Origin of the sequence: Gemmata obscuriglobus (genome assembly GCF_008065095.1) — a bacterium.
In the GTDB taxonomy this organism is placed as follows: domain Bacteria; phylum Planctomycetota; class Planctomycetia; order Gemmatales; family Gemmataceae; genus Gemmata; species Gemmata obscuriglobus.
This window is the reverse complement of sequence record NZ_CP042911.1, coordinates 8,754,440-8,766,751: the sequence shown is the minus strand read 5'-3', so window position 1 is coordinate 8,766,751 and position 12,312 is coordinate 8,754,440. Positions and strand designations below refer to the sequence as shown.

Genomic DNA, 12,312 nt, shown 5'->3' with positions numbered 1-12,312 from the left:
GGCGTTTCGCCTAACCCTTAGGCCGATCGCGCGCCGCGCTCCGCGGACAACTCGCGCGACCGCGGTGGAGTTAATCGGTTAGCTTCTCGCGCAGCCCGAGCAACCGTTCGCCGGCCGCGTGCAGCGTCTCGTCGCGCTTGGCGAACATGAACCGGACCAACTTCCGGCCTAACTCCTTCGGGTCGTGGAAGCTGCTCCCGGGCACACCGGCCACGCCGACCGTTTCGATCATCCGCCGAACGAACGACACGTCGTCGAGGTCGCTCAGCGCGGAGAAATCGGCCATGACGTAGTACGCCCCGTCGGGCGGCAGCGCCCCGAACCCGGCCCGCTCCAGGTACGGCAGGAACAGGTCGCGGCGGTGCCGGTAGTGCTCCCGGAGCCCGTCGAAGTACGACTGCGGCAGCCCCAGCGCCGCGGCCCCGGCCACCTGGAGCGGGTGCGGTGCGCCGACCGTCAGGAAGTCGTGGGCCTTGCGAATCCCGGCCGTGATCGCCGCCGGCGCGACGCAGTACCCCAACCGCCACCCGGTTGCGCTGAACGTCTTCGACAGCCCGCTGATCGTGACCGTGCGCTCCGCCATGCCGGGCAGCGAGGCGATGCTGACGTGCGGCCGGTCGGTGAAGTTGATGTACTCGTAGATCTCGTCGGAAATCGCGACCGCGTCGAACTCCCGGCACAGGCCCGCGATCGTCTCGAGTTCCGCGCGGTTGAACACCTTGCCCGTGGGGTTGTTCGGGGTGTTGATGATGACGGCTTTGGTTCTCGGGGAGAACGCCGCCCGCAACTCGTCCGGATCGAAGCCCCACGTGTCCCGCGCGGCCGGTCGCCCGGAAGCCCGAGCGTCACCGCCGCTCCACGCCGGGGCGCGGAGCGGCACCCACTTCGGGGTGGCCCCGGTGAGCTTCGCGTCCGGCCCGTAGTTCTCGTAGAACGGCTGGAAGATCACCACCTCGTCGCCCGGGTCGACGAGGGCCAGCATGGTGGCCATCATACACTCGGTCGCGCCGCAGCACACCGTGACGTGCTCGTCGGGGTCCGCCCACGGGAGCCCGTTAAAGGCCCGCATCTTGGCCGCGATCGCCTGCCGGAGCGGCGCGATCCCCCACGTCACGGCGTACTGATTGAACCCGTCGCGGATGGCGCGGCACGCCGCCTCTTTGATTTCGTCCGGCGGGTCGAAGTCGGGCATCCCCTGGCCCAGGTTGATGGCCCCGTACCGCTGGGCGATCCGGCTCGTCTCGCGGATCACGGACTCGGAGAAGTGCTGAACGCGGCTCGCGAGCATGTGGACCTTCGTTGCGTGGTGGTGCGAGGCGCGACCGGGCGCCTCACTCAACTGGTATCGGCTCCCGTGCCGGTGGGAGCTGACAGAGTAAGCCGCGACCGCGGGCCGATAAGGCTTCCGGGCCACCGGCCGCACTGCGCGGGCCGTCCGGAAAGCCGGAGTCGGCCAGCGGTTCGGCGCCGCGACCGCCAGCCGTTTCCGCCCGCGCCGGAGCGGGGCTATCCCGGCAACTCGATCGTGAACACGGTGCGGTCGCCCGCCCGCGCCCACGCAACGCGCCCGCCGTGCGCGTCGGCGGACTGCTTCGCCACCGCCAGCCCCAGGCCGATGCCCTGCTCCTTGCCGGTCACGAACGGGTCGAACAGCTTCTCCGCAATCGCCGGGGGCGGCCCCGGTCCCGTGTCGCTCACCTCGACGCGCGCCGCGCCGGACGCGCGGGTCAGTCGGACGCGCACCGCCCCGCCGGGGCCGGCGGCCTCGACCGCGTTCCCGATGACGTTCCCGAACAGGTGCGCGAGCTGCGTCGGGTCGCCCGTCACGACCACCGGCTCGGCGGCCGGCTCCCACTCGATGGTCGTGCCCGCGTGCTGGCACTGGGGCTTCAGCAGGCTCACGGACTGGCCGATGAGTTCCCCGAGGTCGCACGCCTTGCGTTCCGCTTGGGGCGGCTTCCCGAGCGCGAGGAACTGGCGCAGGTTCGATTCGATGCGGGCCAGTTGCCGGAGGGCCACCCGGAGGGGCTCGGGGTCGGCGCCGGGGTTCTCCGCGAGGAACAGCTCCACCGCGAGCTTCGCGCCCGCCGCGGCGTTGCGGAGCTGGTGCGCGAGCCCCCCCGAGAACTGGCCCAGCACCTGGAGCCGCTCGGTGCGCTGGAACTCCTCCTGAAAGGCCGCCAGGCGCCGGGCCATCTCGTTGACGGCGGCGCCGAGGTCGCGCAGCTCGTCGTCGGGGCCGCTCAGAGGCACCGGGCGGAAGTCGCCCGCCGCGATGGGCCGGGTGCGGGCGCCGAGGGCGCGGACCCGGCGCACCAGGCGCGACCCGAACGCGAACGCGAGCACCACCGCGACCACCCCCGCGCCGCCCAGGAACACCAGCGGGCGGACGGCGTCGGCGACCGCGGAGCGGCGCAACGATTCGGGGAAAAAAATATAGAGGTCCCCGCGCCGGGGCTGGGGCTGCTCGCGCAGCGCGACCCGCAGGCACCGGTACTCCTCCCCCGCGACCACCACGGACGGCCCGAGCTGCGGGCCGTCCGCGGCGGTCGCGGGGACCGCCCGGGGGACGCCCGTCGGGGGCGGTTGCGGCTCGCCGAACGTGGAAACCGTTTCGCGCGGCAGCTCGCCGGCCGGGACGAACATGAAGTGCGCCCCGGAGAACCCGCGCATCTGCTCCAGCACGGGCCGGGTGAGGGGGAACGTGCTGCGGGGCTCGTCGAGGGTGCGGACGATGGCCCACTGCTGCTGCGCGAGCTGCCGCTCGGCGTGCCGGGCCGCGTGCGCCGCCGCCCACGCGGTCGCCGCCGCGTCCCCGACGAGGAGCAGCGCCAGGGGGAGCAGCAGCCGGTAGCGGAGCGACAGGCGCATCGGGGCACGGTTCCGGTTCCGGGCACCCGCTTCGGCCGGAGAACCGGACGAACCGCGCGGGTGCCCGTGCGGTGCGTAGAATGGACCACTCGGCGCCACATTGGCACGCTTCGGGGCTTTCGCGCCCCGCGATGTTGTTTTATGCTGGTAGAGTTCCGGGGCGCTGGCCCCGGCCCGACTGAGTAAGGAACGCACGGCGGATGGACGGCATCTTTCACGAACTGTCCCGCAGAACCGACCCGGCCAAACTGCTCGGCTACCTGAACTTCTCCGACGGGCGACCGGATCCGCGGTTCCAGAAGGGGTTCGCCGACGCCGGGGCCCGCCTCTTCGAGAGCGGGGACGCGGCGCCGTGGCGCACGCTCATGGCCTGGCTCACCCACGAACTCGGCGCCTTGGAGGCCGGCGGGTCGGCCGCGTTCCGCGACCCCGCCCAGGCCCGCGCCGCGCTCGACGCCGCGCTCGTGCGGCTGCCCGCGGCGTACCGCGCGCACCACGCCGACCAGCTCGCCCACCAGCCGGACGCGACCCTGTTCGGGCCGTTCTTCCTCGCCCGCTGCTGCGAGGCGGTGCTCAAACAGGGCGGCCCGTGGGACGAGCCCGACCGGGTCGTCGCCGGCGCGCTCAACGCGCTCAACGACTACGTCGGGTACCGCCCGATCGCGATCCTCGAGACCCGGCCGAACACCGAGTACTACCCCCACGAGAAGGTGCGCCCGGTGCCGCTGGCCCTGGCCGGCGCCGGGGTCGCCCCGGGCGCCTACGCCGACATCGTCCGGCCCGCGCTCAAGCTGCTGGAGGAGACCGACCCGGCGCTGCTCGAGGAGGCCAGCTTCGACCCGAAGCGGCTCGACGAGCTGGCGTTCGACCCGCGGGCGCACGACCACTTCCACCCGGTGAACAAGCGGCCCAACGTGCTGTTCGGCGAGTGGGACCCGCACACCATCGACGGCGCCGGGTACTTCCGCCGGTTCGTGCTGCGGCAGATGACCCTGGACACCCTGCTCACCTGGGTCACGCCGGGCGTCACCCCCGGCAGCACCGAAAAGGGCGAGCGCCTGTTCGAGGCGGCGGCGGTGCTCGCCGGCACCATCCTGATGGGTGCGGGGGTGAGCGGGGCGGGGCCGAACTTCCACGACTCCACCGTCACGCTCTCCCGGCTCGTCCCGCGCATCGCGCGGTACCGGGACGCGTTCTACCAGCGGCTCCTGAAGCAGCTCCCGGGGGCGCACGGCGAGCGGCTGCGGGCCGAGGCCGAGAAGCGCAAGCAGCCGTTCGCCGGCGTGCGGCAGTTCCTGAACCAGGCGATCTCGACGCAGCGGGCCGCGCACCTCCAGGACCGCCGGCTGGCGCAGTTCTACGCCGCGATGGGGTACCCGGCGGCGGCCCGCGAGCAGGCGCGCAAGATCGACGCCCCGGCCGTGCGGTTCGGCACCGAGATCCGCATCCGGCAGACGGAGGCGGGGTTCGCGGCCGACCGCAACCGCCCCGCCGCCGCCGCGCCGCTGCTCGCGGAGGTCGAGGACCTGCTGAAGCGCGGGATCGACTGCGGCGCCCTGATCGACCCGTGGAACGTGCTCGGCTACCAGGGGCTGTTCCCGATCTTCCCCGGGCGCGAGGACACGGTCCGCGATCCGCGGGCGGAGGAACTGATCAACATCGCCGGCCGCCAGCTCGAGCTGTACGCGCGGGCGAGCGCGGCGGCGGCGCTGGCCGACGACGGGGCCGCCCGCGAGCGGCTCGTGGCCCGCACCCGCGACTTCGCCGGGTGGTGGGACCGGTTCGCCACCGCGACCGTGAGCGACCTGCCCCGGATCGTGGGCGGCGAGCGGGCGGACGCGGCGGAGCACGTGGCGTCCGCGCTGGCCGAGTGGTCGCGGCGCAAGCCGAGCTCCAACGACGTCGGGTTCTGGCGGCAGCACCGCGAGGGGTTCACCAGCCCGGCGGCGTTCGCCCAGGTGCTCGAGCCGCTGCTCGAGCGGCGGGAGTGGCGGGCCGCGCTGGGGCTCCTCATGACTTGGCTGTCGGAGAGCGACACGGTCCCGCTGGACGAGCCCGGGGCGTCGTTCGAGGCGCTCGCCGAGCGGTGGGTCCGCGGGGTGCTGGCGTCCGCCCCGGCCGACCGCGGCCCCCTCCTCAAGCGGTTCTTCGAGCTGCTGGACGCGAACGCGGGCGAGGACTGGAGCGCCCCCCACGAGTGGCTCGAGGCGCGCCCGGAGCGGGACGACGGGGACGACGAAGACGACGACCCGTTCGGCTCGGCCTACGAGGGGATGGTCTACAAGGACTCGACCGACGACGGGGTCGACGGGTCGGTGGCGGGCGACCCGCCGGAGCCCGTCGGCGAGTTCAGCCTGGAGGCGCAGGCGGACGCGATTGAGACCCGGCTCGGGTTCCTGCACGCGGTCGCGAAGCTGTGGCGCCGGGCCGCCCGGCCCGACATCTGGCCGCCCGACGACCCGGCCCTCGGCGCCTGGCTCGCGGCCGCGCGGCGCGCCAACGACTCGCTCGCCCTGTTCCTCGACCGGCTCACCGGGGTCACGGTCCCGGACCCGTCCGGCGGGCACGAGGGGATGATCGAGTTCGACCGCCGCCGAGCGATCAAGGGGCACCTGCTCGACCTGGGCGTCGCGGCGTGCGTGGACGTGCGCCGGGCGGCCCTGGCGCTGAGCGCGGTGCGCCCCACCGGCCCCGAGCTGGCGAGCGGGGCGCAACCGCCCGCCGGCGCGCCGGAGCCGCCGCCCGCGTGGGAGGGGCTCCTGGTGCGCATCGAGCGCGCGATCGGGCGCGGGGACGCAGCCGGCGTGCGGGCGATGCTCCCGGGGTTCGCGGCGCACTTCCGGCGCGAGCCGCTGCTCTACTGCCCGCCGTCCGACGGGGGCCGCCCCCGCGAGGTGCTCGCGGCCCAGACGGCGCTGAGCGTGCTCGAGGACCTCGTCACGCGGCTGCCGCGGCTGGGCCTGCTGCGCGAGACGTTCCAGCTCACGAAGATCGCCCGCCAGATGGAGTGGAACAACCCGCCCGAGGGCCGGCGGGTCAGCAGCTTCGACCAACTGTTCCGCACCGCGCTGACGGGGGTGGTCGAGACGCTGCTCGCCACCGCCGCGACGTGGGACGCGGACGCGACCGGCGAGGAGGGGCCGCTCGCCGACGCGCTGTTCAAAATCGCCACCGAGTTCCAGAACCTGTGGCACCAGCACAGCCAGTCGCTGCGGCTCTCGGTGCTGGAGACCGTCGCGGACGACGACGACTGGGAGCCGGTGAAGGGGTTCGTGACCAAGTACGGCAGCGACCTGTTCACGGTGCCGTTCCTGGGGCTGTCGAACATGCGCGGGATTCTGGCGCGCGGCGTGTCGGCGTGGCTCGACCACGAGATTGAGAGCGGCGACCGCGGGGCGAAGCGCCCGAAGCTGGTGGCCGACTGGGACGCCAAGGCCCTCGACCGCGCACGCACCGCCCGCAGCGCCGAGGTGGTGCTCCAGGCGCTCATCGAGCACTACGACGAGTACCGGGACTACAACACCACGACGACGCAGTCCGACTACGGCGAGAACATCCACATCCTGCTGGACATGCTCCGCCTGAAGGTGCGGTACGACCGGTTCGCGTGGCGGATGAAGCCGCTCGCGCTGGCCCACGAGGCCCTGTGCCAGCGGGGCTACGAGGCGCTGGCGGGGCGGTGGCGCACGTTCATCGCGGAGAAGACGGTCGAACTCGCCGACGAACTGCTCAAGGAGCTGAACGAGCGCGAGGCGCGGTACGGGGTGAAGCTCCGCACCGTCCGGGACCGGCTCGAGGAGCGGTTCACCCGCCCGCTGGAGATCGACCGCGCGGCGGCGCAGGTGGCGGCGGCGGCCGAGGCCGCGCGCGGCGGCCAGGTCGAGGGCAACCCGGCGTTCGTCGGGCTGCGCACCGCCATCGAACCGCTCGAGGCGATCGTCAGCGGGGTGGGCCTGGACGTGCCGGTGTGGGTGCGGCGGCTCGAAGACGCGCTGCGCCAGACCCGCGACCGCACGGCCGAGCCGCTCCCCGGCCCGCCCACGGGGCTCACGTTCGAGGAACTCGAAAAGCAAATGGACGAGTGGGACAAAGGGCTGGGGGAATAGCCGGCACAGCCCGTCGCACTCAGGCTTCGGGTCGAAAGTCCGATCGCCGAAAGTGTAGAGTCGCAAATCCAGTGATGGTTCTGATTTGTGACTTTACAACTTGCTGACCTGACGACTTTTGACTCGAAGTCCTACAACCGCACATCGCGCGGCCGCTCGTCACGGCTGGTTCCGCACACGTAATGCCCCACTCGCGCCTGCGGGGCGAAAGCACACCAACAAGCACGGTGTCGCAACCGCACCAAAACGTAAGGCAATCTGTGACAGTGGTCAGCGGCGCCCGGCAGAGTCGGGCGCCTGACGCGCGGCTTGCGGGGGCGGTTTCGGGGCCGACCTCGGTGCCGCCGCTTTGGATGCAAGATATTCGGCCCGCCAAGCGAGCAGCGACGGACGGAAGATGTGGGCCGGGATCTTATCGGGAGTCGGTTTCATGCAGTCAGTGCAGGTCAGGTAGGAGTGGATCGAGGAGCAAAAAATCTATAGCACAATTTGCGCCCTCCGTTCGAGAAGACGCTAAATCTCTGCGCGAACGTTACCGCATCCACCGCCCGGCTGATAGTGCCGGTTTCTTCTCGCACAGACGTTCCCATCGACCAACTCAGCTCATGTGTCGAGTCAGAATCAGTGTTCGGGGGTAGGCGGACGTGAGGGGCCGAGGCGGTCCGGCGCGCGGTGCCGGACCGCTCCGCATTCAGGAGCCGTGGACGCGGTCGGAGCCGGAAACCTTGACGATCTTGTTGTAGACGCCGAGGAGCATGAACGGCGCCACCCACTGGCCCACGAACTGCGCGTCCTCCTTGCGGTTGAGAGCGTGCAGGGTGAGGGACCCGACGATGGACGCTCCGGCGGCCCACAGGAACCAGTCGGACGGCACTTGCGCGGTGTAGTTCTCGATGTTGCGGGCCACGCGACCCTCGGAGTGCCGTTCGGCCTCGTGTGTCTGTGTTCCGCGGGTCGGATTGTTGAGCGTTGTGGTTGCCACGATGATTCTCCTGAAATGTAACGGGGCGGGCGACGAACGCGGGGCCGTCCGTTGCAATCGCGGTGCCGTCACAACCGGCACCTTCGTTTCGTCCTGCGACATCGTGATTACTGCCCGACGTTTGCTCAATCTGGCGCGGACACATTTGTCATCGCTCGCACCGACGGTTGCAGTGCGAAGGGTGATCAAGTGTGTGGACGCGTACCGGGACGCAGGGTACGTGAACGGCTGCGCTCGGCCGCGGAACTGAAGCGGGTGGGCGGCGCTCAAGGGTACGCCGCTGGCGACCACACTGACGGAAGGGGCGGGCGGCTCTCGTGGCTGTCGCCGGAGGAGAGCCACGGGCACGAGTTCGCATGGTCACGTACCCGACGACCGCGGGGTGGCAGCAGGTCGAGGAGGAGTTCGGCGGCGGTTGAGGCCGGCACGCCGTCTGCTCCGGTTGATGGCGGTTCAGAGCAGAGTTGCCGACTCATTTCGGAGGCGAGCCGTGATCTTTCAAGTGCGCACCGACAACCACATCCGCAACAGCGCCGCGTTCGCCGAGTCCATCCGTACCGACGTGGAGACCGCCATCGGCGACCGCTTCGGCGACCGCCTGCGGCGGGTCGAGGTGTACCTGGAGGACGTGAACTCGGACAAGGGCGGCATCGACACCCGGTGCTCGGTCGAGGTGCATTTGGCCGGGCGCCCGGCGGTCGCGGCCCACGACGTTGCGGCGGACGTCGAGACGGCGGTGGACGGCGCGGTGGAGCGGGTGCTGCGGGTGATCGAGAAGCAACTCGGCCGGCAGGACGACCGGGCCGGACACACGTCCGCGGCGGGCGACCAGGGGATGTGATCGGGCACTAACCGGGAGGCGGCCGTGCAACTCGCGACTTACCTGAACGACCACCTGTCCGGGTCCACCGCCGCGCTCGAACTGCTCGAGCACCTGGAGAAGGCGCACGCGGACCTGGTCCCGTTCCTGAAGGCCCTCCGCCACGACATCGAGTTCGACCGCAAGGAGCTGGAATCGCTGATCGCCCGGCTGGGCGCGAGGCAAAGCGCATCCCGGCAGGCGGTCGCGTGGGTGGCGGAGAAGTTCGCCCGGCTGAAGATGACGGTGGACGACCTGTCGGGCGGCCGGCTCAAGCTGCTCGAATCCCTGGAAGCCGTGGCCATCGGGATCCACGGCAAGGGGGCGCTGTGGCGGGCGCTGAAGTTCGTTCCCGCCGCCAGCGGCCCGGACTACGACCTGCTCGCCCGGCGCGCGGACGAACAGCGGGAGCGACTCGAACCGGTGCGGCTGGACGCCGCCCGGCGGGCGTTCGAGGGGTGACTCAGAACGGGGATTTCCCGCGCGCGGTACACGAACGTCAGGGCCAGTTCGGCCGGTCCGGGGCCAGCCAGAACCGGCCGGCGCTCGCCCTTCGAGTGAAAGTGGTCCGAGCCCGTTGCCGCGCATAACCCCGCCCGCTCGGCCCGGCAAACTGCTCGTGCGAGCAGTGATAGCCGATCGTCGCCATGTCGTGCCCCGGGTCAGATGAGCGGCTTGCCGCCGGTCACCGCGACCGTGGCGCCGGCCATGTAGCTCGACTCGTCGGAAGCGAGCAGCACGAACACGGGGGCCAGCTCGGCCGGCTGTCCGGGCCGCCCCAGGGCCATGTCCTTGCCGAAGTTCTTCACCTTTTCGGGCGGCATGGTGGCCGGGATGAGTGGGGTCCAGATCGGCCCGGGGGCGACGCAGTTGACCCGGATGCCCTTCTTCCCGAGCATCTGGGCCAGTCCGCCGGTGAAGTTCTGGATCGCCGCCTTGGTCGCCGCGTAGGGCAGGAGCTGGGGGCTCGGGCTGTCCGCCTGGATGGACGACGTGTTGATCACGGTCGCCCCCGCGGACATGTACGGCAGGGCCTCCCGGCACAGCCAGAACATGGCGTACAGGTTGGTCTTCATGGTCCGGTCGAACTCGGCCGTCGAGATCTCGTCGATCGACTCGCGGGCCATCTGGTGGGCCGCGTTGTTGACCAGTACGTCGATCTTCCCGAACTCTTTGACCGCCCGCTCCACCAGCGCCTTGCAGTGGGCCTCGTTGGTGATGTCGCCGGCGACCGTGACGCACTTCCGGCCGGCCGCCTCCACGACGCGGGCGGTCTCCTTGGCGTCGGACTCCTCGCTCAAATACGAGACGAGCACGTCCGCGCCCTCGCGGGCGAAGGCGAGCGCCACGGCCCGCCCGATCCCGCTGTCTCCGCCGGTGATGAGTGCGGCTCGCCCTTTGAGCTTCCCGGAACCCTTGTAGGTCTTTTCGCCGTAGTCCGGCTTCGGGTCCATTTCGGACTCCAGGCCGGGCGGGTCTTGCTGCTGGGACGGTTGCGGGGCCTTCGGGCCGCGCTCGCGGGGGTCTTGGGGCATGGTCGGTATTCCGGTTGGAGGCTCGAACGTTCGGTCGTTCTGGGTTCAATGCGTCGCGCGCCGGTCGTGGCGACACGCGCCGCAGGTGACTACGGAGGTGGATCGCCGGCGGCCGAAGGACGCGGCTGGGGTTGCAAAGTGGGTGCCGGGCTGGAGGGGCGCCGCAGGTGGCGACGGCTTTGCCGGAAGTCCGGGCAGCGGGCCGGGCTGTCCGATCGGCCTAGAAATTCGAGGGGATCGAATGCGGGCGAGCAGGGCCGCGGGAGGAGGAAATGAGGGCGTTAAGTGCTTCGCGTGTGATGGGGCACACGCCCGGTTCGTTATTTGTCCTTCTTCGGTTCGACCCCCGGGATCTTCTTTGCGGCCTCGACGATCACGTCCATCTTCTTGTTGACCTCGTCCACCTTCTTGTTCGCGTCGGCCAGCCGCCCGTCCATGACCTCGATCCGCTTGCCGGTCGCGTCGAGCGTGCCGGACATGGACCGCACCGTTTTGTTCAGCTCGGTCGCGGTGGCATCGACGTGGGTGACGGTCGCGGTCGCGGTCTTCACATCGCCTTGCATGTCCTGAATGCGGGCATCGGTCTGGGCAAGTTGCTTCTCAATCCGAGCGACCTTCTGGTTGGTCTCGGTCAGCTTCGCGTCGAGTGCGTCGATCTTGGCGTTGCCGATCTCCACCTGGCGCACGCCCGCGGCGAGTTGGGCGTTGGCGAGGTCGAGGCGCGAGGTGACGGGGGAGAGCACGCCCTCCTTCACGCTCTGGCAGCCGACCGGCGCGAGCAAAAGCGCGGCGAGAATCAGACGGCGCATCACGGCCTCCGAGTGGGCGACGGTAGTTGATCGGAACACGCCGGACGCGGGCTGGAGCGATTCCGCAAGTGGGGCGGAACTTGAGGGCACGTTGAGGCACTTTCCCGACAACGGTGCGCGAAGAGTGGGGCTAGAATGCCACCCGCGTTGGCCGCCTCAATTGAGACGTTGAGGGCGTCCGCTCATCCGGTCCTGTAGTCGAGACGACCGTGCCGACCCCGTTGCCGGAGAACCGGCTCCTGTCCACATTACCGCCCGCTGATCTGGGCCGCCTGCTCCGCCACATGGCCGACGTGACGCTCGGCCCCAGGGACGTCGTGTACGAACCGGGCGGGCTTTTGGAGTACGTGTACTTTCCGCGGGCGGGGGTGATTTCGGCGGTGGTACTGATGGGCGACGGGAGGAGCGCGGAGGCGGCCGGAATCGGCCCCGAGGGCATGGCCGGGGTGTCGAGCGCGCTCGGCGCCGACCGCAGCCGCGAGCGGGTGTTCTGCCAGGTGGCCCCGTGCCGGTGTCGCCGGATGCCGGCCGCCGCGTTCGCCGCCGCGGTGCGCGAGAGCGGGACGGTGCGGGACGTGGTGTACCGGTACGTGCGGGCCGTCATGACCGTCGCCGCGCGACAGGCCGCGTGCAACTGCCTGCACTCGGCCGACGAGCGGTGCGCGCGGTGGCTGCTCCAGTGCCACGACCGGGCCGGGGCCGACGAGTTCCCGCTCACCCACGAGTTCCTGGCGCAGATGCTCGGCGTCCGCCGGGCGACCGTCACGGTGACGGCCGGAACCCTCCAGGCCGCCGGCCTCATTACCTACAAGAGCGGGATGGTCCGGATCTGCGATCGCGCGGGGTTAGAGGCCGCCGCGTGCGAGTGCTACGCCGCCATCCGCGACACGATCACATAAGCCCAAGCCGTCGAGAGGCGGCACGGTTCCTTCGCCTCGCCCCGCGATGCGCGCCCCGCGAGCCCCTCCTCCAGGAGCCTGCTTACCGACTGAACCCGGTCGGCTACAGGAATCAGTTGCTCTTCAATTCGATTCCGGCCCTTTCAAGTTCGTCAAGTGTGTGCGCCGCCCGCCGGCGTCAGCAGGTGGGTGGTACATCGGCGTGTTCCGATCTCCCGGCCGATTACAAAGCCCGTGCGAACTTGAAATCA

The 12,312-nt window shown here is 70.8% G+C and carries 9 protein-coding genes; 4 read left to right on the top strand and 5 right to left on the bottom strand.

The window, feature by feature from the left end:
• Window positions 1-70 precede the first annotated feature (70 nt).
• A complete protein-coding gene (locus GobsT_RS36340) occupies window positions 71-1,288 on the bottom strand; it encodes a pyridoxal phosphate-dependent aminotransferase (RefSeq protein ID WP_010035996.1) in 1,218 nt (405 codons plus the stop codon).
• Between the two features lie 218 nt (window positions 1,289-1,506).
• Window positions 1,507-2,871: a sensor histidine kinase gene (locus tag GobsT_RS36335; RefSeq protein WP_109571384.1), complete on the bottom strand. Its 1,365-nt coding sequence runs from the start codon at window positions 2,869-2,871 to the stop codon at window positions 1,507-1,509.
• Window positions 2,872-3,071: 200 nt separating this feature from the next.
• Here GobsT_RS36335 and GobsT_RS36330 point away from each other — a divergent pair, with 200 nt between their 5' ends.
• A complete protein-coding gene (locus tag GobsT_RS36330; protein WP_010036000.1) occupies window positions 3,072-6,977 on the top strand; it encodes a hypothetical protein in 3,906 nt (1,301 codons plus the stop codon).
• Window positions 6,978-7,668: 691 nt separating this feature from the next.
• On the opposite strand, the gene GobsT_RS36325 is transcribed toward GobsT_RS36330, so the two are convergent.
• Entirely contained in the window at window positions 7,669-7,884 is a 216-nt protein-coding gene (locus tag GobsT_RS36325; protein WP_232068448.1) for a hypothetical protein, read from the bottom strand.
• Window positions 7,885-8,449: 565 nt separating this feature from the next.
• Here GobsT_RS36325 and GobsT_RS36320 point away from each other — a divergent pair.
• Both GobsT_RS36320 and GobsT_RS36315 read left to right on the top strand, forming a co-directional pair.
• A complete protein-coding gene (locus GobsT_RS36320; RefSeq protein ID WP_010036007.1) occupies window positions 8,450-8,800 on the top strand; it encodes an HPF/RaiA family ribosome-associated protein in 351 nt (116 codons plus the stop codon).
• Between the two features lie 24 nt (window positions 8,801-8,824).
• Window positions 8,825-9,280 (top strand): hypothetical protein, encoded by a 456-nt coding sequence (locus GobsT_RS36315; RefSeq protein ID WP_010036009.1) that lies wholly within the window; start codon window positions 8,825-8,827, stop codon window positions 9,278-9,280.
• Window positions 9,281-9,480: 200 nt separating this feature from the next.
• On the opposite strand, the gene GobsT_RS36310 is transcribed toward GobsT_RS36315, so the two are convergent.
• Window positions 9,481-10,353 carry an SDR family oxidoreductase gene (locus tag GobsT_RS36310; protein ID WP_010036015.1) on the bottom strand — a complete coding sequence of 291 codons (873 nt, stop codon included), beginning with the start codon at window positions 10,351-10,353 and terminating at the stop codon, window positions 9,481-9,483.
• 320 nt (window positions 10,354-10,673) lie between these two features.
• A complete protein-coding gene (locus GobsT_RS36305; RefSeq protein ID WP_010036016.1) occupies window positions 10,674-11,162 on the bottom strand; it encodes a coiled-coil domain-containing protein in 489 nt (162 codons plus the stop codon).
• A 209-nt stretch (window positions 11,163-11,371) separates the two neighbouring features.
• Here GobsT_RS36305 and GobsT_RS36300 point away from each other — a divergent pair, with 209 nt between their 5' ends.
• Window positions 11,372-12,061, top strand: a complete 690-nt coding sequence (locus tag GobsT_RS36300) for a Crp/Fnr family transcriptional regulator (protein WP_010036018.1) — start codon at window positions 11,372-11,374, stop codon at window positions 12,059-12,061.
• Window positions 12,062-12,312 lie beyond the last annotated feature (251 nt).

What these genes read in the sequence shown, in the direction of transcription:
- GobsT_RS36305 (WP_010036016.1), bottom strand. Translation starts at nt 11,162, where the DNA reads ATGCGCCGTCTGATTCTCGCCGCGCTTTTGCTCGCGCCGGTCGGCTGC.
- GobsT_RS36330 (WP_010036000.1), top strand. Translation starts at nt 3,072, where the DNA reads ATGGACGGCATCTTTCACGAACTGTCCCGCAGAACCGACCCGGCCAAA.
- GobsT_RS36340 (WP_010035996.1), bottom strand. Translation starts at nt 1,288, where the DNA reads ATGCTCGCGAGCCGCGTTCAGCACTTCTCCGAGTCCGTGATCCGCGAG.
- GobsT_RS36335 (WP_109571384.1), bottom strand. Translation starts at nt 2,871, where the DNA reads ATGCGCCTGTCGCTCCGCTACCGGCTGCTGCTCCCCCTGGCGCTGCTC.
- GobsT_RS36310 (WP_010036015.1), bottom strand. Translation starts at nt 10,353, where the DNA reads ATGCCCCAAGACCCCCGCGAGCGCGGCCCGAAGGCCCCGCAACCGTCC.